A 21,628-nucleotide genomic window follows, 5' to 3' on the forward strand; every position below is an offset into this window, starting at 1 on the left:
TGAGTCGCTTGAGTCGCGACACCGGCTATCGCCGATCGGACGGCGTGAGCGTGATGCCGGTGTACGTGGGCACCTGCCGGCCGTACGCGTCGCGGGGGCGGGCTCGGTGCAGTTGGGGGACGACGGAGAGCAGATTCCGTCCGAACATCTGCTTGGTCCCCACGGCCCGTACGCCGTTGTCCTCGGCCCACTCGCGCCAGACTGCCCACAGGGTGTCGACGGGGACCTCACAGGCTGCGCCGACCGTGCAGCGCTCACGAATGAACGCGCTCGTCGGCGAGGCGGTGTCCTGCATCGTGATGACCGCTTCCTGTGAGGAAGGCGGATCCGTGATCCGGCCGATGCGCTGGAGACGGGCCAGCCCCTCCAGGGCCCAGTTGAGAATTCCGGGCATCTCGGCGGCCAGCTTGTCGGTGAGGTTGGTGTCTTCCTTGCCGAGCCAGGACACGGTCATGTTGAGCACGATGAACCGGCGGGCGATGACCCCGGAGGAGTCCCCGAAGCTCGGCAGCTCGTTGGTGAGGATCATCAGCCGCGTGGGCAGTTTGCCGGTCCACGGGTCGCGGAACTTGCGGTCGATGTCGATGGTGTCCTCACCGGAGATGGTGAGCAGCCGTTCGACGACCTGACCGCCGTCCTTGCCTGAGAGACGGGCGTCGGAGATGACGGCGAGCGGCTTGCCGAGCAGCGTGGACAGACCAAAGTTGCTGCCGAGACCGGCGAGCGTCGGCCCGGCCAGATTTTCGCGTCCGACCAGTTCCTTGAGGACCCGGGCGATGGTGCCTTTACCCGAGCGGGAGGGCCCCTTGATGAGCAGGATCTTCTGTTGGTCGGTGCGACCGGAGAGGACGTAACCGAACCATTCCTGCAACGCGTCCAGGGCCGCTTGGTCGTCGGGCCAGATCTGCCGTAGGAAGCGTTCCCACGTCGGTGCCGTGGCTGCGGGGTCGTAGTGGAACGGGACGGAGACGAGGTTGAAGAAACCGGGAGTGTGCGGCAGCAGGGCCCGGTCCCGGATGCGGAGCAAGCCGTTCTCACAGGCCACGATCGGGCTGCTGTCCTTGCCCGCGGCGTCCTGCTCGACCCACGAGGGGGCGTCGGTGTCGGTGGGCAGGAGCGTGATGGCTCCCAGGGCATCGAGCAGGTTACTGATTTTCTGCTTCGTGGGTGCCCAGTCACGGATCTCGGGCTGGCCGTCCTTGCCGGGAACGCTGTAGATGGCGTACTCCAGCCGCTTGTAGAGCGAGGACCGCATCTGTTGATCGTCCAACTCACGCCAGCAGGTACCGGTCCAGCGCATCCACGACCCGCGCCACCGACGGCACACGAGCCGCTGGTTCTCGTTCTGCCAGCTCGGAAGCAGGCGACGCGCCACGGCCATCGGATTGGACGGCACGGGCAGTTCCTCCCGGTCGCTCATGCCGCACTCGCCTCCGTCGCGCCGCCCCGGACAAATCCGGAGCGGATCGCGGTGCGGCACTCCCCGGCGGGCAGGCCGATCGACTGCCCGGCGCTCATCAGTTCGCTGCTGACGGCGGCCTCGGTGAGGTCACCGCTCCGGATCATCCGGGCGAGGGCATAGGCCGCGAAATACACAGCGCGATTACGACCGCCCTCGCGGGCGGACAGCACCTTTTCGAGCTCCCCGCGCAGTGCGGCGGTGCTGTAGGCGGTGGCGTTGCGCATCCGGGCCGACAGCTCAGACAGCGGCATCGGGGCCGGTGCGGGCTTGGGGGTGAGCAGGTCACTGAGCCACGCAGGGAGGGGTGCCGGAGACGCGTCGTGAATGATCTCGTACGACGCTCCACCTACGGTGCTGCCGGCGCCCACCACGTACCCGCCCCAGGCCCGGGTGTCGACCTTCCAGCCCAGGACGTCGGCCGTGCTGCGTAGCTGCTTTCCGGCGGGTGCGGTGAAGTACAGGTGCTGGCCGCCGCGGCGGGTGCGCACCGTGTACGTCTCGGTCGGCAGCCGTTCCCCGGCACGCTCGCAGAGCATGGCGAACACGTCCAGGCCGTCCGCTGCTCCCGCCCATTCGGTGGGTGGGGTGTCGGTGGCGTCCTTGGGCAGGTCGAGGTCCAGGACCACGATGTTCGCGGGCCCGGTCGCAATGCCGACGTTGTAGGGAGCTGTCTGCCAGCACGTGGCGATGTTCCCGGGGTCGGTGGTGGCGCGCTGCTCGGGGGTGCGGTGGCCACTCGCGCAGCGGCCGGTGCCGGGGCAGCGGCGTTCAGGGTGCCCGGCGGGCCGCTTGTCGTCCGGCCGGAGGGGGAAGACGGGCCAGCCTCGCTCGGCAGCGGCCAGGGCGGCGCTCAGCAGCGCTGGGGCAGGGGTTGGTGTCATGCTGGGGGTTCTCCTGTTTCCGCGAAGGGACAAGGGAACCGGGGCGGTCGCGGTCTTTGGCGAGAGGCGACCGCCCCGGGCATAGCTACTGCTCGTTGGCCCACAGGGCGTACTGCTGGCGGACGTAGTGGCGCGGGTCGCAGCTGGCGTCCGTGTCGTCCAGGTCCATCAGCCGCGCCGCAGCGAGCGCGGCCGCTTCGATGGTGTCCCCGCCGTGGCCCGCGGCCTCGGCCAGCGCGATGCGGTCCAGGAGCGCGGCCTTGCGAAGCCAGAACTCCCGGCCCATCCTGTTGCCGAACGGCTTGTCGGTGGCGGCCTGAGCGGTCCATCCGATCTCACGGACCATGCTCGGGGCTGTGGCGTACGCCGTGTCCGGGGCGGGCCACTGTTCGGTGCCGGTGCTCATGTCAGTGCTCCTTGGTGGTGTCGGTGGCGGGGAGCTCGGGCAGACCGGAGTCCGTGAGTGCCTGCGGGTTGAAGCCGGGCAGGGCGGCGCGGGTGATGAGTGCGGTGGCGAGCTGTTCGGCGTAGGCCGCGCCGGAGCGGGCGACCTCAATCTGTGCCCCGGCCCGCAGCGCTTCGACGCGTTCGACGTGGCCGTGTTCCTCGCGGCGGATCGTGCTCTGCCGCTCAAAGGCCGCCGTGTCGCGACGGTCGGTGCGCCAGTAGCGGGCGGCGATCCCGTAGGCGACGGCGGTGGCCACGGCCCACAGGAGGATCGGGAGCGGGAGGCCGTCGGTGTATCCGGCAACTCCGGCGAGGGCCAAGGTTCCCGAAGTAGCGAACGCGGTCCCGGCGAGGACCCCGTCACCGCCCCCGCGTCCGACGGCGGCGAAAGCGCCGGCCGTTGCGGCACCTGCTGCGAGGACGACCATCAAGGCGGCGTTGCCGATGGAGTGTTCGGCGCCGTTGGCGTTCCAGATCCGGCCGAGGATCAGCACGGTGGATGTGGCGACGGCGGGGGCCGCCTTGGGGGCGGCGAGTGCGGCCCAGTGGCGTTGGACGAGAGGTTCGTTCATGACGGTGCCTCCTACAGGTCGGGGATGGCGTCGATGACGGCGGTGGTGAGTTCGTTGATGGGGCCGGACGCGCCGGTGGAGGCGAGAAAGAACCCGAACATGACGGCGATGAACGCGGCGCCCCAGCCGAGGGTGTTGGAGCGGAGCAGGAAGAACAGGACGAGTCCGAAGAGCAGGACGAGCGAGACGGTGACGGCCATGGCGGTATTCGCTTCCGGTGGGAGGGAAGGGGTGGATAAGCTCTGGGCGCCCCGGGGTGCTGGCAAGCTCGGGGGCCTTGACCGGCGACCACGCCCGCCTAGCTCCTGCTCGGAGCGGGGCCCGTCTCATGACGGGTGGTCGCCGGTCGCATGCGTGGAAGGGTCAGCGGGTGCCGTCGCGGTGGAGGCGGGCGGCGACGTTGTAGAGGTGGCGTCCGATGCGGATGCGTTTGCCGGTGGTCTTGCAGCGGCGGCAGTCCTTGCCGCGCTTGGCCCGGCCCTTGCGGTCGGTCTTGGTCGCGAAGCCCCAGCCGCGGCACTTGCGGCAGTCCCCGAACGGCGAGACCGCACACAGACCGCTGTAACTGAGGGTGATGAGCAGGAGGAGTGCGCTAGCGAGCAGGGCAGGGGTCATGAAGGGCCTCCCGGGCCTGTTTCGGGGGTTTGCGCAGGTGGGGCGCTAGAAGCTAGTGCGCTGATCAAGCGGGGAATGTGCCGCTAGCGGTGCCGCTAGACCTAGCGGGGTGTGCTGCTAGGTCTAGCGGCGAACCGGGTTAGCCCGCGTCTCGGTTTCCGTCACGCTCAGCAATCGATGTGAGGATGTGGGAGCGTTCGATGCCGCGCCGGTTGGCGCCTTTCCCGGCTTCGGTCTTGCCCCAGACCTGGCTGGTGCTGACGCCGTGCGGCTTGAGGGCTGCGGCCAGCTGCTCGGGCTCCCACCCGCCGTAGACGTCCGGCCGGAGTTCGGCCAGGCGTGCCACGACGACTTCGGACCACAGCTTCGGCTCTTCGGCCGGCACGACCGCGAGGATGTCCGCGAGGAGATCGAAGCCGGACGACTCCCGGTCCTCGAAGACCTCTCCGGCGGCGTGGCCGGTGAGGGTTCCGGCTGCTTCGCGCAGGCGGCGGGCCCGCAGCCCGATCACCTCGGCGGTGGGGGCGTCGACGTAGACGGAGGAGACGATCCGGGCGTCGGAGCCTTCACCGACGAAGTAGTGGATTCCCTTGTCCTTCCAGCTGAACATCGTGGCCCTGATCCCCCGCTTGTAGCTGCTGGTGCCGAGGACCATGTCGTTCTCCAGCTGGCCCATGACCTTCAGGCACCATCGGGCCGACGCGTTCGCGCTGATGCCGGTGGGCAGGGCCTTTGCGTCCGGGCGCTGTGTGGCGAGCAGGAGCACGATGCCAGTGGCGGGGCCGCGCTTGACCAGGTCGGTGCAGATCTCTTCGAACTCCCCGCCGTGCTTGGGGTGCTCGAACCAGACCTGGCACTCATCCACCCCGATGACGATCGGGTGCAGCCCGAGCTTGGGCTTGTTCGCCAGCTCGGACGTCACCTTCGACTCCGGGCAGATATCCCGTGGCAAGGACCGGATCATCTTGGCCCGACGCCGTAGCTCGGTGCGCAGTTCCCGCAGGTCGGCCAGGGCGTATTCGATGTCCTCGTCGTCGTCTCCGGCCCGGTGGCGGTGCGAGACCCGCTCGCCCACCGGATCCAGGTCGCCGGTGCCCTTGAGGTCGTAGGTGTGCAGCTCGGCCCGGTTGTCGAGTGCTGCGATGAGCAGGAGCAGGCGGAGCAGGAACGTCTTGCCCATGCGGGGGATCGCCCCGATGACCCCGGCGATGTACATCAGGGTGATCTCGACCCATCGGCCGCGCTGGTCCGTGCCGAAGGAGACCGGCTTGAACAGGTCGACGGATCCGCCCTTGATCAGGGGCCATGCGGGCTTCGTGGCTGTGGACATGTCCTGATCCCCGACCCAGAGCACGAGTCGGCCGGTGTGTTCGTCCGGGATAGCTTCGGGCCACACGCACCCGAGCGGGCGACGCAGCCCGGAGGCCAGCTTGTCGCGGCGCTCGATGACGTCGGTGACCGTGACGCCGTAGGGGAGGTCTCCCTCCGCACGCCAGCCGGGGCCGTCGCGGGTGATGGGGGCGGTGAAGGTGAACCCGTCCCGGCCCTTGCTCTGCACCTGGTTGATCGCGGTGATCCCGAGAGCCCCGAGAGCTCGCAGCACGATGTCACTGGTGAGCTTGGGTGCCTTGGTCATCTCCACGGCGCGGGTGATGACCGGTGCGTCGGCCTGAGTGCCGGCCGACCCGAGGGCCAGCAGCAGAGCCCCGACAGAGAGGACTTGGAGCCAGCCGGGGGCAAGGACGTAGATGGCGAGCGCGACACCGAGCCCGACGAACATGCCCAGCACCGCAACGAGGGTGCGGAGCCGGACCCGGCCGTCACGCTGGCGAGAGAGCTTGAGGTACTCGGCTGCGTCCTCGCGCCGGACGGACGCGAGCCGGACCGGCTCGCCCTCCCGGTCGGCCACCCACCGCATCGTCCCGCCCACGAACTTCGCCGCCCCGACCGGGGCTTGGAAGGTGAGGCGGGCGGCGTAGTACGGGGAGCGCAGTGCGTGGTACCCGGCCAGGTGGCCGTAGTGGCCTGCGGCCCACCGGGTCGCGGTCCGCAGCTCGGCCGTCGACCGGAGCCAGGCGGGGACGATCGCCCGGCGCTTGGCCCCGATGATCCGGCCCATGAATCCGGGCCCGGCTTCGGCCGGGCCGTCGACCATCATCGGCTCGTCCGGGTCGCCCGACCCGTTACCCGACCCGGTGGGATCCGAGTCGGGCGACCGGTCGGCGTGCGGGTCGGCCGACTCGGTCCGGGCCGACCGAGCCTTGTCGAGGTCGACTACTTCCCCGACCGAGTCGGGTGCGGTGGGGGTGTTCATGTCGGCTTCGAGTCGGTTGAAGAGTTCGCTTTCGTCGTCGTGATTCACTGACTGTCCTTCCTGGACAAGGGAGTGGACACGGGCCCGGCCGACGCTGTGAGAGGTGAGCGGTCGGGCCCGTGGTTCGAGGATCGCGTCCGTGAGGGGGCTCAACGCTCACAGTTCTGTGAGCGTGATCTTTTGTGGATTTCAGGCGGCGCGCTGTTCGTCGAGGTAGGCGCAGGAGGGGCACATGCCGAGCGAGGTGGGGATGCAGTACCCGGCGTCCTGCTGGCACTGCGGGCAGGTGCGGCGGGCGAGCATCGCTTTGGCGAGCGCCGCGATGCGGCCCGGGGTCATGGGACGTACGGGCTTGGCCCGGTCGATGCGGTAGAGGTAGGCGACGGCCACACCGGCTTTGCGGCGGCGCGAGCGGCGCATGATCTGCGCGGCCACCTCCTGCCCGCCGGGCCGCAGCCCGCGGGCACGGAGCTGGCGGCGGGTGGCGTAGCCGTCGGGGGCGTACTTCCACGGAAACGTCGGTATGCCGTGCATCGCCCCGGTCGGGTCGTAGCACTTGCCGAACGCGGGGGACATCAGGCTGCGTCCCGCGGTCCTGCAAGCGCGGTGCCGCGTCGGCCGGCACGACGGCCGGACCACGTGGCGAGCAGCCTGCCGAGCCCTGCCCGACGCACCCCGGCCCGTCCCTGCTTGGCCGCGTACATCGCCTCATCCGCACGACGCAACAGACCGGAGAGGTCCTCACCGGGGTGGTCCACGGCACGGACCCAGCCGAGCGACACCGTGGTGTGCACCGCCGCGTCCATGCCGTCCGCAGGGCGGGCGAGCACGCCGTGCAGGACTGCCAAGAGGTCGGAGACGGTGCCGTGGTCGTCGATGACGACGGCGGCGAACTCATCGCCCCCGAGCCGTCCGGCGACACCGGCCCGGCCGACGTAGTGGCCCAGCCGGTCCGCGGTTGCCCGCAGCAGGGCATCCCCTGCTGCGTGGCCGTAGTTGTCGTTGATCTGCTTGAAGCGGTCGACGTCCGCGAGGACCACCACCGCCCGCGGATTCTTGAGCAGGACGGCGGCTCGGCGGGTGAAGCCGTCCCGTGTGTGCAGCCCGGTGAGCGGGTCCCTACGAGCGCTACGCAGGGAGCGGCGCAGCCACAGCGAGTGAACCGACCATCCAGCCGCAATCGGCCCGGCCGCGACGAGGGCGGATAACAGGGTGTTCATGCCGCCACCGCCCCATCCGTGTCGTCACCGTCGTTGTCCTGCTCGATGTCCACGGAGTGCAGCGGGAGAGCGGCGCGCTCGGCCTTCAGGGTGTCGCGCAGGCTGCGGGCGGTTGCCGCAGAGACGCGCACCGCCATACGGATCCCGTCCGCGGTCAGTGCTGCGTCCGGCCACGCCTCGGTGACCTCCCGGGCCTCTGCCAGGATCTCGTCCGGGGTCCGCCTCGGCTTCGGTTTCGGCTTGACGCTGCGGCGAGCAGGCTTCGTAGGCGGCTTCGGCTTCGGTTCCTGGTTGCCTTCCGGCTCCGGGGCCGGTGCTGAGTCAACCGTGGCGGGCGGGTCCTGCTCGGTGGCGGGGTTGAGCTCCCCGAGCTTGAGCAGCACGCGTTCCCTGCGGGGTGTCTGCGAGCGCCACCGGCGGCCGTGCCGCTCACGCAGCTCGGCACGGGCGAGCAGGCGTTCCCGCTCGCGGGCCAGCGCATCGGCGTAGGAGGTGACCTCCCACAGCGTCATCCGGCGCCACAGTGCAAAGGTGGAGGGGAAGGCGAGCAGCCACCGTGAAGCACGGATCTTGTCCATCCGTCGGCCGGTCACCGCGCCGATACGAGAGGCGTAGACGTGGGCGCCGATCTCGGAGAACACCACCCACAGCAGCGGCATCGTCCCGTGCGCCACCTTGGCCCACAGGCCGTATCCGGCGGAGATGTTCAGTCCGCAGGTCACCAGGGTCAGGATCCAGGGAACGAACCGGACCCAGGCCAGCGCCATGTCCATCCGGATCAGCAGCAGGTTCGCCACGGAGAACACGGGGATGGACACGTCCATGCCGACCGGGACCATCCACGCTTCGCTGAACCCCCACCGGGCCGCCGCAGCCGAGACCGCGTCGAACGAGGAGATCAGCCCCAGCGCACCGACACCGGCCGCGGCGAGCGCACCGACACCGGCCAATCCCAGTTCCGGACGGGTCAGCGGCGGAACCGCCGGCCGATCCACACTGTGCGTTGTGGTCGTCATGCCGCCGCACCGCCCCGGTACTGACGACGGCCGGCCGCCCGGCGGGTGGGGAGGAGAGCGACGTTGAAGAGCTCCGGGGCGTGAGCCTCGATCGCCTCGGCGGCGACCTGGCTCACGCGGTCGGGGAAGTCAGGGTTGTCGGCGAGGATGCCGCGGGCCGCGTCCAGACGGGCCGCCCGCTCCATCTCGCTCTCACCCTCCACACCCAGCCAGAGATCCAGCGGGGTACCGAGGGCCAGTTCTACAAAGTCGATGTCCGAGACGACCTGGTGGCCGCCGATGTACATGCGCATGAGAACTCCAGGACTACGAAGGGATCGGGAACCGGGGCGGTCGCGGTCTTTTGGCGAGAGGCGACCACCCCGGGTACAGCGGGATCAGACGGTGGCGATGATCAGCGAAGCGATCAGCCTCCGAGCGGAGGGCCACAGGGCTTCACCTGTCGGCCGATGCCACGGCCAGCAGGTCCCGAGCCCGGGAAATCGGGTGCGTCATCGTCGCTGCTCTGACGCCAGCAGGGCGGCGTGCATACGGGTGGCACCCAGGTGCTCTCAGGTGTTCTCCAGAGCCGTTGCACAGAAGGTCGGTGTCGCCGGGTGACATCACCCGGTCACCGCGGGGACGAGGACTTCCACCCCGTCATTCGTTCTTGGCACGCTGTTCAGTTCTCAAGGAACGAGCGCTTCCTTCGAACCCGTTTCACGGGGCTCTCCGGGCGCAGGTGGAACCGTTCACTGCGATCACCTCGCGAGGTGATGCAGTACCTCTATTACAGGTACTGCATTGATTGCCGTCAAGCTCATCGGCGGAACCTCTGGGCTTTGCTCCGGAACTTCTTGGCGCACCCTCAGCATCAGTGCAGGCCACGGGCGTTGGTTACCCCTCCCGTAGACACCTTGGGTCGATCTGGCTACCGTCGAGAAGTCCCAAGACGTCCCACCGGGGGTAGAGATGACCAACGAGCGCTTACGTTCCGCCCTGCTCGCTCAGGGCATGACCGTCCGCGACCTGGCCGAAGCCATCGACGTGAACGCCAAGACGGTGGAGCGCTGGATCACACAGGGGAAAGTTCCGTACCGGCGGCACCAGTACGCGACGGCCTCTGTGCTCGCTGTGGACGTCACGACGTTGTGGGACGACGGCAGGGCTGTCGACAGCGCTACTGACCTGAGCAAGGCGGAGATCGTCACGGTCTACCCGCACCGCCACATGGTCCCGAACGGACTATGGCGAGAGCTGTACGCACGGGCCCGCAGCCACATTGATGTGCTGGTCTATTCCGGACTCTGGCTCTCGGAGGACCCCCTCTTCCACGGCCTGCTGAAAGCCAAGGTTGAGGGCAACGCGCAGGTGCGGATCATGCTGGGAGACCCCGGCTGCGACGCTGTGCGGCAGCGCGGCATAGACGAGGGGCACCGCATCATGGACGGCAAAATCCGCAATGCCCTGGTGAACTACCAGCCGCTCCTCACGAGCCACCCAGATATCGACTTCCGGCTCCATGACGCCACGCTCTACAACTCACTCTTCCGATCCGACGACGAGATGCTCGTGAACACGCACGTCTACGGAATCGGCGCCTACATGGCCCCCGTCCTGCACCTGCGCCGACTGCCTGGCGGCGGCCTCTTCGACACCTACGCCCGTAGCATCGAACAGACCTGGGGTAGCGCACGCCCGGTCACCGACGACGACATGGTGGGAGCCTGAAACATGGGACGCATTGACTACCTCCACGACCCGGACGCCCCGCCGGCCAACTCGGTGGTTCCTTCCGTCGTAGCGTTCGTGCAGAACCATGAAGGCGCAGTCCTGCTCATCCAGCGTTCGGACAATGGCCGTTGGGCACTCCCCGGTGGCGGACATGACGTCGGCGAGTCCATCAGTGACACCGTGGTGCGCGAGGTCTGGGAAGAGACCGGCATCAAGGCCGAAGTCATAGGCATCTCAGGGATCTACACCGACCCCGGGCACGTGATGCTCTACGACGACGGAGAGGCACGGCAGCAGTTCAGCATCTGCTTCCGCGCTCGCCCCGTCGGTGGTGACGTCCGAACGAGCGACGAAACAACTCAGGTCCGCTGGGTTCCCCCAACGGACCTGTCCACGTACGACATCCACCCGACCATGCGGCTACGTATCGAGCACGCCACGGACAAGGCGCGACCGGCGCCCTACATCGGCTGACGCTTGACCTCTGCGAGCCGCAGCACGACCCGCGCAGTGCAGGCGAGGATCTCCGGTTCCGCGCGACGGATGAACGTACCGATGAGGCTGTCGGGCCCGTACCGGCCGGTGATCTCGTTCACCCGGTCCACTGGGTTGGTCGACGTGCCGTCTGGAGTCGTGTTCATGTCGCAGTAACAGAGCGCGTCGGCAAGGTCAGGGTGCTCACGCGGGAACTCGGCTTCCAGCTCTTCGCGCATCCCACGCGCCTCGGCTTCCATCCACGCGCAGGAGTGGTGAGCGACGAGGCGCACGATGCGCTCGTCCGCATGCGCGACGTCCCGGAGGTACCGAGCACCGTCCAGCGGGTGAAAACCGGTCTTAGCCAGGTCCGGCGCGTACCCGATGTCATGCAGAACGGCTGCGGCCTCCAGCAGGTCGGCATCGTCTCCGAGGATGAGGGCTAGGGTCCGAGCCCGTTCGGCCACACCCTGGCAATGCGCCCACCGACGCGGCAACGGCTCGGCAAGCAGATTCTCCGCGAGAGGGTAGGCCCACTCGGTCAATCCCGTGGTCGTCAAGATTCCAGAGACTCCGTTCGCTTCGGCAGCGCCCGCACGGTGCGCTGCTTACCTTGTCGGGCTTCGGAGAGCAGGCCGGCGGATTCCAGCTTGTCGAGAGCCTTGGTCACAGTGGGCCGCGAGACACCGAACCGAGCGCTGAGCTCTGTGGTACTAGGGAAGCTTGCCCCCACCGCGAGATTGTCATCCGTGATGACGTCCTCCAAGCGCTCAACCAACGGCCGACGATCCTCTCCTGAACCTGACCTGACTACTCGCCACCGCCCCCCCGGGACCGGTTCAGCAACCCCCTCCCGTTGCAGGACTGCGAAGGCTCGCAGTGCCACGCCACGAGATACCGCGTAGTCGCGCATCAACGTGCGGAGGGAGGGGAGTTCAGACATGTCCTCATCGGCTTCGATCTGCCCCCGGAGAGCATCCGCGATCTTCAGGAAGGTCCCCCGCGGGCTGGCCTGCTGCGGCACCCGTTGCCCCTCTCTTAGCCATCGTTCCATCAAGCCTGCCACGAGCTTCACCCAGTCCGCTATGAAGCTCCTGGCCCCTGCGGCGCGTAGTCCCCCAGCACGCGTTCGCCAGAGCGGGGGGGGACACACCAACCAGTCCACGCGCGTCCCGCTCAGTTCCTGGGCAGGTACCAAACCCGAGACGCCGGGAGGTAGCAGCCGATAGATTACAACCATTCTGCACTCACTCTGGACCATGAAAGACGGAGCCATGACTATTGAAGAAGAGTCGGAGAGCACAGATCTCAAGCTAATTAGCGTGGAGGTCAGTCAGCTACTGGGACGTTTCGATCATAAAGTAGAGTTCCCAATTGAGCTCGATTTTGTTATTCTGCATGGCCCGAATGGAATCGGAAAGACTAAGCTACTGGAACTTATCGAGGCGACATTCGCCCTTGACGTATACGCAATTTCCGAAATCCCCTTCCGTAGTGCAGTTTTCACTTTTAGCGATGGCTGCATTCTTTTCGTTGAACGTTTGGGCCAAGAAGCCCTTCCCGGCCTATCAGAGGAAGAAGCCAGCGGGGCATCATTCCAAATGCGCCTACTCCAGCCAGGTAGGGGTGAGATCCCGTGGCAACCGGCAGAGAGTTCAGTGGAATCGAACATCCCAGCATTGGCTCGCTTCCTCGAAAAGTCTGACATTCCAGTAAGAAGAATGGCAGCCGGACGGTGGCGCGATATTGCAGACGGCGAAATTCTAACCACCCGGGAGCTTCTTGGTAAGTACAAACACTATCTACCATCTCGCGCTCTCGGAATCAGGGTGGATGACGCCCCAGAGGAAATTTCGGAGCTACTCAAGTCGATCACCGTGCATCTCATCGAGACACAGCGACTCATCAGCCTGGCCACAGCCAACTCCAGGTACGGCAAGGAAGAGAAGAGCCAATCGACCGTACTTGAATTTAGTAAGGATTTTTCGCGCAAGCTGGGAGACGCACTTGCCCAGAATTCTCGCGTCTCGCAGGGCCTGGATAGGTCATTCCCTCGCAGGCTCCTATCCGAAACAGGACTGGCTCCCGAGATCACAGAGGAATCCATTCGATCTCGCTACTCCCAGCAAAGTGAGATTCGCCGCCGCTTGACGCAGATCTCAGTACTAGACGCATCCGGCGAACTGCCCCTCCCTGACCGAGCCCTTGAACCCTGGGAAAAAAGAGTCCTCTGGACGTATCTCAACGACACAGAAGACAAGCTCGATACATTCCAGTACCTGCTTGACCGGGTGGCCTTGTTGCGGGAAATCGTAAACTCCAGGTTCCTGTATAAGGAGCTGATCCTGGACCGCGATGGGTTCAAGGTCGTGACCTCGACCGGGAAGGAAATTAAGGCCAGCCAACTGTCATCGGGAGAGCAGCATGAACTCGTCCTTACCTATGACCTACTCTTCAATGCAGGGGAGAGCAGTCTTGTCCTGATCGACGAGCCGGAGATCTCTCTACATGTCACTTGGCAAAAAGAATTCCTAAACGATATCGTACGCATCGCCGCCATCAACTCGTCCCGTTTCATCGTAGCAACACATTCACCTCAGATTATCGGCAAGTATTGGTCTCAAACTATTGGCCTGGAGCCAGGCTACGCGGACGAAAAGCTCTGGAGGTGACGATGCGGAATGACCTTGACGGAAATGACCTCTTTTCGTACATCATGCTACTCCAGACCGCACCGAGCCCTAAAAAATACATCGTGTGCGAGGGCGATTCGGACTGTGCGGTACTTGATCCACACATTAACGACTACACATGTGAAACAATACCGGGATACGGAAAAAACTCGGTACTTGAGGCAATGCTAATCGCCGAGCAGCGCAATCTCAGAGATATTGCAGCACTGATCGACCGCGATTGGGAGAAAGACCGCCTCCCCGTCTCGTCACTAGCCGTCAAGACTGATTTTTACGATATCGATGCCACCGTGTTCTACTCAGGTGACGTTTGCCGAAGGGTCGTTGGGGCATTTTGCGATCGAGAAGAAGTCCGGAAGTTTATCGGTTTGGGAAGTTGGGATTCCCCCCTGGAGCCAGTCACGGAGCTAGCATTTCCTATTGGCATCCTGCGGAAACTAAATTTCGAGGGTGGGTGGGGTATCAGGTTTTCCGATACCCCTTTTAGAGAAGTAGCCCTTGCCGGCGCCCGAGGCGTCGATATAGAACGCACGGTACTCTCGGCTATTGAGCGGTCGAAGAAGCCACGTGTCGGCATTTCCGACGTAGCCTCAATCGTAGACATCGCCACAGATGCCATGGCGGAAGTTGACGATAAGCCCGCCTACTGCTGCGGCCATGACCTAAATGGCGCACTCGCATATTTGATGACATCGAAATGGCGAGGCCGCATCAATCGAACGTCCCTCGAAAGAGCAATGCGAGCTGCATTTTCCTGTAAGGAGCTTTTTTCCACCACCTTGCATACCGCCCTGCCGTCAGCCCTAAATTGCATAAGTTCGGAGGTTTTTACATGCGAGTGACATCACAGGGACGAAGACTCGCAAGATCCAAAGAAATCGGTAGGCACCCGCGGACCGCAGTCTCATCCGCAGTCTCGTTCGCAGCCGTACGCGGTCGTTCATCATCCTGGCAGGCCTGCCCGTGACCTGGTGAGTGGACCCACACGAACCAGGATGAACGCGGCCATGCAGAGTTGGAAAGCGTGTTGGGGGCAACCCCTCACGAGTTCGAATCTCGTATCCTCCGCCATTGCTCTCACCGGGCAATAGTCGAAGGCCCGCCGTCGCTAGCGATGGCGGGCCTTCGACGTTGTCCGTTCCGCTTCGGACAACTCCCGGCTTACCGCGCGAGCCTCCGTAGCCGCCGGCCCAGTCATGCGCGTCCGCGAGTGCGTCTCCCGGGCGCGGCTGCGGCCCCACCCCGTGACCGACTTGCGCTTGTCGCTCCACCGTCCTTGGCGGGGCGGGAAAAACCTGCTGGAGCAGGGAAGTTGGCGTTGTTACCATCGCCCGGCCCGCCGTGCGGTGGGTTCTGAGGGAGGGGTATTCGTGGAGCTGGTCAAGAAGAGACCTTGGGCGTTGAAGGTTCTGGCAGCCGCTGTGGGAGGGCTGCTCGTCGGCACGCTGGTGGGGGCGCCGGCGCAGGCCGAGGAGCGGCGGCAGGCCGGGATCGCCTTGACGGCGCTCGCCGTCGAGCAGGACACGGTGGACGCCACGTCCGGCAGCGCCACGGTGACCGTCGACTGGACCATGACGGACGGCAACGCCGCGGCGACCGACATGTTCGGGGCGATCACGGTTCAGCAGGTCGGTGACGACGGAGGTCTGATCGGGGCGCCGCACGATCTGACGTTCTCGTTCCAGCCGCGTTGGCCCTACCAGGCGAATCCCGTCGCCGGCACGATGGCATCCGCCGACTACAGCTACGACTTTCCCGTACCGCAGTACGCGGCCGGGTCCACGGCGCGTTGGGCCGTCGTGAAGGTCACCGCGAGGGACGACCAGGGCGGCAAGGCCACGGTGGGGCGCCAGAGACTGGCGGATTTCGACACGGAGTACACCGCGACGCACCTCGTCGACTCGACCGGACCGACGCACGACAGCTTCGGGTTCGTGCTCGACCAGCCCGAGTACCTCTACAACGCCGATGAGTCCGTCACCGCGCGCTACCGGGTGTTCATCAGTGATGCCGAGTCCGGCTTCCTCCGCGGACAGCTCCTCCTCAGCGGCCCGCAGGGTGCCGCGGTCAGCGGATCGATGCGGCTGGTGCCGGGGGACGACGGCTCGTCGAAGTGCGGTGAGTACGAGGCGTACGACAACCACGACGTGTTCTGCACGGTCGATGTCACCATTCCGGCCGGGGCACCCGCCGGGGACTGGTCGGCGTCGCGGCTCAGGCTCACCGACGCCGCGGGGAACGTCAGCGTGATCAGGGACCTGTCGCAGGAGCCCGTGAGCGTGCACGTGACCCGGAACGAGACGCTGCGGGCTTCGGAATTCGTTATCAGCCCGGAGCAGTTCAACAACTGGAACCTCCCCGCCCGTTTGACCGTCAAGCTGAAGCCGTCCGGCGTCCGGGACGGCATCCGGTCCGTGACGGTGCTGTCGGAAGAGTGCGGGGGCTCGGTCACCGAGAACCCGGCGATCGCGCCCGACGGGACGATCTCGGTGCAGATCACTGCGGGGCCGATCTACACCAGGAAGTGCACGGTTACGGGGATCGGTCTCACCGACGGTGCGGGTAACTCGGCCGCTTACGGTTCGGCCTTCCAGGGACCGGCCCTGAGTCTGGTAGCGACGCAGATTCCGCACAACACCCCGCCGGTGGTGAACGCGGCCTCACTCGACAGGACGACCTTCTCCGCCGGCTCTCTGCCGGACTCCGCCAGACTCACCCTCGATGTGTCGTCCTTCGTAGGCGTCACCCAGTTCAGCCTCACCGTCTACGACGCCGACGGAGCCTCGGTCGACGGCCGTTCCGGTGGTCTGAGCCCAGTGACCGAGGGCCCACTCGTACTGTCCGTACCTCTGAGCGAGGGACTTGAGCCGGGTGTCTACACGGTCGGCTTCACCGTGACCGACGTCGCGGGACTGCGCGCGCCGTACGGCTACCCCGGCGGCAACAGCACGACCCCACCCGGGGGACCGTTGCTCATCACGGTGACCGACTGAGTCACCCCGCCAAGGAGGCCATCACCGTCCGATTCCCGCGATCGGATCTCAGGTAACGGCCGAAGGCCCCCGCTGCGGGCAGCGGGGGCCTTCGACGTTGCACAGAGCAGTTCACGAGCAGTTCGCGCGTTGAAATCGCGCGACGGGCGCGCGCGGACGTACGGACCGGTTTCCGGTCGGATTACGGGCGGAAACCGGGCACCCTTGCACGGCGCGTATCCGGTTCCCCGCGTACGGACGGACAGGCCCTAACCGCAGGACGGGCACAGCCCCCGGTACGTGACCTCCGCCGTCGACACCGTGAAGCCGAACCGTTCCTGCGCCGGGAGGGCGGACAGGGGGTCGCCTGTCGGGTGGACGTCGCGGATCGTGCCGCAGTTGGAGCACACCAGGTGCTGGTGCGGGTGGTGGGCGTTGGGGTCGTAGCGTTTGGCGCGGCCCTCGGTGGAGACCTCGATCACCTCGCCGATGGAGACCAGTTCACCCAGGGTGTTGTAGACGGTCGCCCGGGAGATCTCGGGCAGCCGCCGCGCCGCGAGCGCGTGCACCTCGTCGGCCGTGAGATGTACGTGGTCGCCGTCGAGCACCTGCGCGACGACCCGGCGCTGGGAGGTCATCCGCCAGCCGCGCCCTCGTAGTCGCTCCAGCAGGTCGCTCATGTCGGTTCACCTGTTCGCGTTCGCGAGCTTCCGAAAATGGATTCCGAAAATACCGGCGGACATCCGCCGGGCGTCCGGATTATTACTGGATGTACGTTTAGCTCGCTTCTTGACTTGGACTCCGTCCATCGTAGGATCGGTTCCGGCGAATAGCCAAGGAACGTCGCGTGTGGGGCCGTGTGGGCTCCCCACTCGCTTACGCGGCAGAGCCCGTACGCCGCGTCAAGCCTGGTCGGCGGGGGCCCCGCCTGACCGCGTCCGACAGCCGCAGCCTCTCCTGAGCACCTTGATCCGCCTGGTCCGGAAGGATTTCAATGTCTGAGAACCATGATGCAATCGTCGTAGACGCGAAGTCGGAGGACGCGGGTGGCTGCCCGGTCGCGCACGGGCGGGCCCCGCATCCGACCCAGGGCGGCGGAAACCGCGAGTGGTGGCCCGAGCGGCTGAACCTGAAGATCCTCGCGAAGAACCCCGTCGTGGCCAACCCGCTCGGCGAGGAGTTCGACTACTCCGAGGCGTTCAAGTCCCTCGACCTGCCGGCCGTGAAGCAGGACATCGCGGGAGTCCTGACCACCTCGCAGGACTGGTGGCCGGCTGACTTCGGTCACTACGGTCCGTTCATCATCCGGATGGCCTGGCACAGCGCCGGCACCTACCGGATCAGTGACGGCCGCGGCGGCGCCGGAGCCGGGCAGCAGCGCTTCGCGCCCCTCAACAGCTGGCCGGACAACGGGAACCTCGACAAGGCCCGCCGGCTGCTCTGGCCCGTCAAGAAGAAGTACGGCCAGAGCCTGTCGTGGGCCGACCTCATGATCCTCGCCGGCAACGTCGCCCTGGAGACGATGGGCTTCGAGACCTTCGGCTTCGCCGGCGGTCGCGCGGACGTCTGGGAGCCCGAGGAGGACGTCTACTGGGGTCCCGAGACCACGTGGCTGGACGACAAGCGCTACAGCGGTGACCGGAATCTGGAGAGCCCCCTCGGCGCGGTCCAGATGGGCCTCATCTACGTCAATCCGGAAGGCCCGAACGGCAGCCCGGACCCGCTCGCCTCGGCCCGCGACATCCGTGAGACGTTCCGCCGGATGGCGATGAACGACGAGGAGACCGTCGCGCTCATCGCGGGCGGCCACACCTTCGGCAAGACGCACGGCGCGGGCCCGGCGGACAGCGTCGGCGTCGACCCGGAGGCCGGCGCGATCGAGGACCAGGGCTTCGGCTGGAAGAACAGCCACGGCACCGGCAAGGGTGGCGACACGATCACCAGCGGTCTCGAGGGCATCTGGACGAACACCCCGATCACCTGGGACAACAGCTTCCTGGAGATCCTTTACGGCTATGAGTGGGAGCTGTTCCAGAGCCCCGCGGGCGCCAACCAGTGGCGGCCGAAGGACAACGGCGGCGCGGGCTCCGTCCCCGACGCCCACGACGCGTCGAAGAGCCACGCCCCGACGATGCTGACGACCGACCTGGCGCTCCGCGTCGACCCGGCGTACGAGCAGATCTCGCGGCGCTTCCTGGAGAACCCCGCGGAGTTCGCGGACGCCTTCGCCCGCGCGTGGTTCAAGCTGACCCACCGTGACATGGGCCCCGTCGTGCGCTACCTCGGCCCGGAGGTCCCGGCCGAGACGCTGGTGTGGCAGGACCCGCTGCCCGCGGTCGCCCACCAGCTCGTGGACGCCGAGGACATCGCCTCCCTGAAGGAGCAGGTCCTCGCCGCGGGCGTGCCGGTCTCCGAGCTCGTGTCGACCGCGTGGGCGTCTGCCTCGTCCTTCCGCGGCAGCGACAAGCGCGGCGGTGCCAACGGCGCGCGTCTGCGTCTCCAGCCGCAGAGCGGGTGGGAGGCCAACGACCCCGACCGGCTCGTGACGGTGCTCCGTACGCTCGAAGGCGTCCAGGAGAGCTTCAACTCCGCGCAGGACACCAAGGGCGGCGACAAGCGGATCTCGTTCGCCGACCTGATCGTGCTCGCGGGAGCCGCGGCCGTCGAGCAGGCCGCCAAGGCCGCCGGCTTCGACGTCGAGGTGCCCTTCACTCCGGGCCGCGCCGACGCGACGCAGGAGCAGACCGACGTGGAGTCGTTCGCCGCGCTGGAGCCGGTCGCCGACGGATTCCGCAACTACCTCGGGAAGGGCCACCGGCTGCCGGCCGAGTACCTCCTGATCGACCGGGCGAACCTGCTGACCCTGAGCGCTCCCGAGATGACGGTCCTCGTCGGTGGTCTCCGTGTCCTGGGCGCGACCTACCAGCAGTCGTCGCTGGGCGTACTGACGGCGACCCCCGGGGCCCTGACCAACGACTTCTTCGTCAACCTGCTCGACCTGGGCACGACGTGGAAGGCGACGTCCGAGGACGAGAACACGTTCGAGGGCCGCGACTCCGCCACCGGCGAGGTGAAGTGGACCGGCAGCCGGGCCGACCTCGTCTTCGGTTCGAACTCCGAGCTGCGCGCGGTCGCGGAGGTCTACGCGGGCGACGACGCGAAGGAGAAGTTCGTGAAGGACTTCGTCGCGGCGTGGACGAAGGTCTCGAACCTCGACCGGTTCGACCTCGTCTGAGCGGCTCAGTCTCTGAGCGGCTGACGTCCGGCGTCTGACGGCTGACGGCTGACGGCTGACGGCTGACGTCTGACGTCTGAGCCAGCTATTTCGGTCAGGTCGGTCCGTACTCACGGGCCGACCTGACCGTCTCGCGTTTTACGGGGCGTACGCCGGCGGCGCCGTCAGGTGCCGTATGTGTTCTTCCAGCGTTTGCGGTGGGCGCCGTCGCCCTGGCCCGTGCCGTTCAGGGGGAGCAGATCGGGTAGTGGGGTGCCGGTGTTCCACAGGCCCAGCAGGTCGCGGTGGACGGCGAGGATGCCGTGTTGGACCGCGAGTGCGAGTGCGGCCTTGCTGAAGGGGCACGTCGCCGCGAACACCGCGACGTCCGCCTTGTGGTGGAGCCAGGCCGTGCCGACGAACTTCTGCATGTCGCCGCTGGGGACGGAGCGGTGCGGGGCGTAGTGCTTGCACTGGACGACCAGTCGCCGGCCGTCGGGCAGCGTCCCGATCACGTCCGCGCCCAGGTCCCCCGACCGGCCGCTGACCTCGACGTCCGTGCAGCCGTCGCGGCGGCACAGCCCGGCGACGTACCGCTCGAACTCCTGCCAGCTCATCGCGTCCACCTCGGCGAGCGACCGATGGCCGGTCCGGATCGCGTCCGCCTCCTTCCACCGCGTGTCCCGGTCGCGTACCAGCCGGTCCGTACGCCACAGCCACCAGGCCACGCCGCCCACCGCACCGGTCACGGCGGCGCCGACGACGTACGGCCAGATCTCGGCCCAGAAGGTCATCAGCACGAGCAGCGTCAGGACGCCGCCGCCCAACAGGCCGTTCCGCCGCACCTCGTACCGTCTGCGCGCGGCCGACGGGCGCCTGCGCCGGCGTTTCCTCGTCATACGTCCCCCGGCGTCATACATCCCCCGGCGTCATACATCCCTCAACTCCGGCCGATACGCCGGTGTCCCCCGGCCCGGAGAGTCTGGCCGGGGGACACGCGGGGCGAAAGAGGCCATTCTCGGCCAACGGGGCGTCAGCGCCCGGCCCGAAGTGATTCGATCGCCCGGGAGAGGCTCTGCGCGCCGTGGCCCTGCGCGATCTGGCTCTCGAAGAGGGTCTGGAGAGGGGCCAGCAGGTCCACCCCGATGCCCTGGGCCTTGGTGGCGGTCAGCATGTTGGCGAGGCCCACCGTGTTGATGTCGAGGTTGGACGTCTCCGTGGCGTAGTCGCCGGAGTCGATCTCCGCCGCGAAGCCGGGCAGCGCGGCGGCTGCCGCGTTCAGCCAGGGGACCAGGAGGCCGGTGATGTCCGTGGCCTTGATCCGGGCCGAGTCGGCCACCGCGACCGACTGGAAGAAGCCCGCGAACATCCCGTACATGCCGCTGAGCAGCGAGATGTCGTAGAGCGACGCCAGGCCCGGGTCGGCACCGACGAAGGTGGGCGCGCCGAGGAGGTCCAGCTGCTCGCGGTACGTCTCGAAGACGGCCGAGGAGCCGCTGCAGAGGACGAACGCGTCCGGCGTACCGATCGTCTGCGGTACCGCGTAGACCGCCCCGTCCAGATACTCGGCGCCCTGTTCCACCGCCCAGGCCGCCAACTCGCGGGCGGGCTCGGGCGTTCCGGAGGTGAGGTTGATCAGCGTACGGCCCCGGAGCGCGTCGGCGGCGGGCGTCAGGATCTGTGCTGCCTTGTCGTAGTCCAGCACGCAGACGATCACGAGGTCCGCCGCCGCGATGGCTTCTGCGGCCGTCGCCGCCCGGATCGCGCCTCTGCTGACCAGGTCGTCGGCCTTGGCCGGTGAGCGGTTCCAGACCGTTGTGCGGTGGCCGTGGTCGAGGAAGGCCGAGGCCAGGACGCGGCCCAGGTTGCCGAGACCGATCACCGCGACGGACGGCAGGTCGGACGGCTGCCCGGTCTGCTTCGACGTGGTCTGTTCCGGCGTGGTCTGCTTCGATGCGGTCTGAGTGGACTCAGTAGTCATTTCATTCCTCTGCTCGGTGGGCCGTGTTGGTAGAAAGAACTCTGCCGAGCGGGG

Annotated in this window: 22 protein-coding genes; 6 read left to right on the forward strand and 16 right to left on the reverse strand. The window is 67.0% G+C overall.

The window, feature by feature from the left end:
- Nucleotides 1-25 precede the first annotated feature (25 nt).
- From ACFWHU_RS12915 to ACFWHU_RS12965, 11 genes are all read right to left on the reverse strand, one after another.
- Nucleotides 26-1,420 carry a phage/plasmid primase, P4 family gene (locus ACFWHU_RS12915; RefSeq protein WP_387224879.1) on the reverse strand — a complete coding sequence of 465 codons (1,395 nt, stop codon included), beginning with the start codon at nt 1,418-1,420 and terminating at the stop codon, nt 26-28.
- Nucleotides 1,417-2,343: a bifunctional DNA primase/polymerase gene (locus ACFWHU_RS12920; RefSeq protein ID WP_387224880.1), complete on the reverse strand. Its 927-nt coding sequence runs from the start codon at nt 2,341-2,343 to the stop codon at nt 1,417-1,419. The genes ACFWHU_RS12915 and ACFWHU_RS12920 overlap by 4 nt, the downstream gene beginning before the upstream one ends.
- An 85-nt stretch (nt 2,344-2,428) precedes the next feature.
- Entirely contained in the window at nt 2,429-2,749 is a 321-nt protein-coding gene (locus ACFWHU_RS12925) for a hypothetical protein (protein ID WP_387224881.1), read from the reverse strand.
- Between the two features lies 1 nt (nt 2,750).
- A complete protein-coding gene (locus tag ACFWHU_RS12930; protein ID WP_387224883.1) occupies nt 2,751-3,362 on the reverse strand; it encodes a hypothetical protein in 612 nt (203 codons plus the stop codon).
- A gap of 11 nt (nt 3,363-3,373) precedes the next feature.
- Nucleotides 3,374-3,562 (reverse strand): hypothetical protein, encoded by a 189-nt coding sequence (locus ACFWHU_RS12935; protein ID WP_362450911.1) that lies wholly within the window; start codon nt 3,560-3,562, stop codon nt 3,374-3,376.
- A 163-nt stretch (nt 3,563-3,725) separates the two neighbouring features.
- Nucleotides 3,726-3,977, reverse strand: a complete 252-nt coding sequence (locus ACFWHU_RS12940) for a hypothetical protein (protein ID WP_387224885.1) — start codon at nt 3,975-3,977, stop codon at nt 3,726-3,728.
- Between the two features lie 139 nt (nt 3,978-4,116).
- Entirely contained in the window at nt 4,117-6,339 is a 2,223-nt protein-coding gene (locus tag ACFWHU_RS12945) for a cell division protein FtsK (RefSeq protein WP_387224886.1), read from the reverse strand.
- Nucleotides 6,340-6,480: 141 nt separating this feature from the next.
- Nucleotides 6,481-6,867, reverse strand: a complete 387-nt coding sequence (locus tag ACFWHU_RS12950; RefSeq protein ID WP_387224887.1) for an RRQRL motif-containing zinc-binding protein — start codon at nt 6,865-6,867, stop codon at nt 6,481-6,483.
- Nucleotides 6,867-7,511, reverse strand: a complete 645-nt coding sequence (locus tag ACFWHU_RS12955; protein ID WP_387224888.1) for a GGDEF domain-containing protein — start codon at nt 7,509-7,511, stop codon at nt 6,867-6,869. The genes ACFWHU_RS12950 and ACFWHU_RS12955 overlap by 1 nt, the downstream gene beginning before the upstream one ends.
- Nucleotides 7,508-8,527 carry a DUF2637 domain-containing protein gene (locus ACFWHU_RS12960; protein ID WP_387224889.1) on the reverse strand — a complete coding sequence of 340 codons (1,020 nt, stop codon included), beginning with the start codon at nt 8,525-8,527 and terminating at the stop codon, nt 7,508-7,510. The genes ACFWHU_RS12955 and ACFWHU_RS12960 overlap by 4 nt, the downstream gene beginning before the upstream one ends.
- Nucleotides 8,524-8,820 carry a hypothetical protein gene (locus tag ACFWHU_RS12965; RefSeq protein WP_387224890.1) on the reverse strand — a complete coding sequence of 99 codons (297 nt, stop codon included), beginning with the start codon at nt 8,818-8,820 and terminating at the stop codon, nt 8,524-8,526. Before ACFWHU_RS12965 ends, ACFWHU_RS12960 begins: the two co-directional genes overlap by 4 nt.
- A gap of 658 nt (nt 8,821-9,478) precedes the next feature.
- Between ACFWHU_RS12965 and ACFWHU_RS12970 the strand changes: the two genes are divergently transcribed.
- Nucleotides 9,479-10,237, forward strand: a complete 759-nt coding sequence (locus ACFWHU_RS12970; RefSeq protein ID WP_387224892.1) for a helix-turn-helix domain-containing protein — start codon at nt 9,479-9,481, stop codon at nt 10,235-10,237.
- A gap of 3 nt (nt 10,238-10,240) precedes the next feature.
- Nucleotides 10,241-10,714 carry an NUDIX hydrolase gene (locus ACFWHU_RS12975; protein ID WP_387224893.1) on the forward strand — a complete coding sequence of 158 codons (474 nt, stop codon included), beginning with the start codon at nt 10,241-10,243 and terminating at the stop codon, nt 10,712-10,714.
- Here the strand turns inward: ACFWHU_RS12975 and ACFWHU_RS12980 are convergent.
- Both ACFWHU_RS12980 and ACFWHU_RS12985 read right to left on the reverse strand, forming a co-directional pair.
- Nucleotides 10,702-11,274 (reverse strand): HD domain-containing protein, encoded by a 573-nt coding sequence (locus ACFWHU_RS12980; RefSeq protein WP_387224894.1) that lies wholly within the window; start codon nt 11,272-11,274, stop codon nt 10,702-10,704. The genes ACFWHU_RS12975 and ACFWHU_RS12980 overlap by 13 nt on opposite strands.
- Nucleotides 11,271-11,990: a GntR family transcriptional regulator gene (locus ACFWHU_RS12985; protein ID WP_387225136.1), complete on the reverse strand. Its 720-nt coding sequence runs from the start codon at nt 11,988-11,990 to the stop codon at nt 11,271-11,273. Before ACFWHU_RS12985 ends, ACFWHU_RS12980 begins: the two co-directional genes overlap by 4 nt.
- Between ACFWHU_RS12985 and ACFWHU_RS12990 the strand changes: the two genes are divergently transcribed.
- The 3 genes from ACFWHU_RS12990 to ACFWHU_RS13000 all read left to right on the forward strand — a co-directional run bounded on the left by ACFWHU_RS12990 (nt 11,974) and on the right by ACFWHU_RS13000 (nt 16,400).
- On the forward strand, nt 11,974-13,386 hold the full coding sequence (locus ACFWHU_RS12990; RefSeq protein ID WP_387224895.1) for an AAA family ATPase: 1,413 nt from the start codon (nt 11,974-11,976) through the stop codon (nt 13,384-13,386). The two genes, ACFWHU_RS12985 and ACFWHU_RS12990, sit on opposite strands and share 17 nt — an antisense overlap.
- Before the next feature lie 2 nt (nt 13,387-13,388).
- A complete protein-coding gene (locus ACFWHU_RS12995) occupies nt 13,389-14,249 on the forward strand; it encodes a hypothetical protein (protein ID WP_387224896.1) in 861 nt (286 codons plus the stop codon).
- 528 nt (nt 14,250-14,777) lie between these two features.
- Nucleotides 14,778-16,400: a hypothetical protein gene (locus ACFWHU_RS13000; RefSeq protein ID WP_387224897.1), complete on the forward strand. Its 1,623-nt coding sequence runs from the start codon at nt 14,778-14,780 to the stop codon at nt 16,398-16,400.
- Between the two features lie 248 nt (nt 16,401-16,648).
- Here ACFWHU_RS13000 and ACFWHU_RS13005 read toward each other — a convergent pair whose 3' ends face one another.
- Nucleotides 16,649-17,059 carry a Fur family transcriptional regulator gene (locus ACFWHU_RS13005; protein ID WP_387224898.1) on the reverse strand — a complete coding sequence of 137 codons (411 nt, stop codon included), beginning with the start codon at nt 17,057-17,059 and terminating at the stop codon, nt 16,649-16,651.
- A 314-nt stretch (nt 17,060-17,373) separates the two neighbouring features.
- Between ACFWHU_RS13005 and katG the strand changes: the two genes are divergently transcribed.
- Nucleotides 17,374-19,614, forward strand: coding sequence for a catalase/peroxidase HPI (gene katG / locus ACFWHU_RS13010; protein ID WP_387224899.1), 2,241 nt, complete (start codon nt 17,374-17,376; stop codon nt 19,612-19,614).
- Between the two features lie 164 nt (nt 19,615-19,778).
- Here katG and ACFWHU_RS13015 read toward each other — a convergent pair whose 3' ends face one another.
- Together ACFWHU_RS13015 and ACFWHU_RS13020 are read right to left on the reverse strand one after the other, a co-directional pair.
- Nucleotides 19,779-20,387 (reverse strand): restriction endonuclease, encoded by a 609-nt coding sequence (locus ACFWHU_RS13015; protein WP_387225138.1) that lies wholly within the window; start codon nt 20,385-20,387, stop codon nt 19,779-19,781.
- Nucleotides 20,388-20,626: 239 nt separating this feature from the next.
- Complete coding sequence (locus ACFWHU_RS13020; protein WP_387224901.1) at nt 20,627-21,574, reverse strand: NAD(P)-dependent oxidoreductase; 948 nt, start codon at nt 21,572-21,574, stop codon at nt 20,627-20,629.
- Nucleotides 21,575-21,628: the final 54 nt, after the last annotated feature.

The sequence above is a fragment of the Streptomyces sp. NPDC060366 genome (assembly GCF_042725135.1).
In the GTDB taxonomy this organism is placed as follows: Bacteria; Actinomycetota; Actinomycetes; order Streptomycetales; family Streptomycetaceae; genus Streptomyces.

Excerpts from the sequence above, each read along its gene's own strand:
- ACFWHU_RS12915 (WP_387224879.1), bottom strand. The coding sequence starts at position 1,420 with ATGAGCGACCGGGAGGAACTGCCCGTGCCGTCCAATCCGATGGCCGTG.
- ACFWHU_RS12920 (WP_387224880.1), bottom strand. The coding sequence starts at position 2,343 with ATGACACCAACCCCTGCCCCAGCGCTGCTGAGCGCCGCCCTGGCCGCT.
- ACFWHU_RS12925 (WP_387224881.1), bottom strand. The coding sequence starts at position 2,749 with ATGAGCACCGGCACCGAACAGTGGCCCGCCCCGGACACGGCGTACGCC.
- ACFWHU_RS12930 (WP_387224883.1), bottom strand. The coding sequence starts at position 3,362 with ATGAACGAACCTCTCGTCCAACGCCACTGGGCCGCACTCGCCGCCCCC.
- ACFWHU_RS12935 (WP_362450911.1), bottom strand. The coding sequence starts at position 3,562 with ATGGCCGTCACCGTCTCGCTCGTCCTGCTCTTCGGACTCGTCCTGTTC.
- ACFWHU_RS12940 (WP_387224885.1), bottom strand. The coding sequence starts at position 3,977 with ATGACCCCTGCCCTGCTCGCTAGCGCACTCCTCCTGCTCATCACCCTC.
- ACFWHU_RS12950 (WP_387224887.1), bottom strand. The coding sequence starts at position 6,867 with ATGTCCCCCGCGTTCGGCAAGTGCTACGACCCGACCGGGGCGATGCAC.
- ACFWHU_RS12955 (WP_387224888.1), bottom strand. The coding sequence starts at position 7,511 with ATGAACACCCTGTTATCCGCCCTCGTCGCGGCCGGGCCGATTGCGGCT.
- ACFWHU_RS12960 (WP_387224889.1), bottom strand. The coding sequence starts at position 8,527 with ATGACGACCACAACGCACAGTGTGGATCGGCCGGCGGTTCCGCCGCTG.
- ACFWHU_RS12965 (WP_387224890.1), bottom strand. The coding sequence starts at position 8,820 with ATGCGCATGTACATCGGCGGCCACCAGGTCGTCTCGGACATCGACTTT.
- ACFWHU_RS12970 (WP_387224892.1), top strand. The coding sequence starts at position 9,479 with ATGACCAACGAGCGCTTACGTTCCGCCCTGCTCGCTCAGGGCATGACC.
- ACFWHU_RS12975 (WP_387224893.1), top strand. The coding sequence starts at position 10,241 with ATGGGACGCATTGACTACCTCCACGACCCGGACGCCCCGCCGGCCAAC.
- ACFWHU_RS12990 (WP_387224895.1), top strand. The coding sequence starts at position 11,974 with ATGAAAGACGGAGCCATGACTATTGAAGAAGAGTCGGAGAGCACAGAT.
- ACFWHU_RS12985 (WP_387225136.1), bottom strand. The coding sequence starts at position 11,990 with ATGGCTCCGTCTTTCATGGTCCAGAGTGAGTGCAGAATGGTTGTAATC.
- ACFWHU_RS12995 (WP_387224896.1), top strand. The coding sequence starts at position 13,389 with ATGCGGAATGACCTTGACGGAAATGACCTCTTTTCGTACATCATGCTA.
- ACFWHU_RS13005 (WP_387224898.1), bottom strand. The coding sequence starts at position 17,059 with ATGAGCGACCTGCTGGAGCGACTACGAGGGCGCGGCTGGCGGATGACC.
- katG (WP_387224899.1), top strand. The coding sequence starts at position 17,374 with ATGTCTGAGAACCATGATGCAATCGTCGTAGACGCGAAGTCGGAGGAC.
- ACFWHU_RS13015 (WP_387225138.1), bottom strand. The coding sequence starts at position 20,387 with ATGACCTTCTGGGCCGAGATCTGGCCGTACGTCGTCGGCGCCGCCGTG.
- ACFWHU_RS13020 (WP_387224901.1), bottom strand. The coding sequence starts at position 21,574 with ATGACTACTGAGTCCACTCAGACCGCATCGAAGCAGACCACGCCGGAA.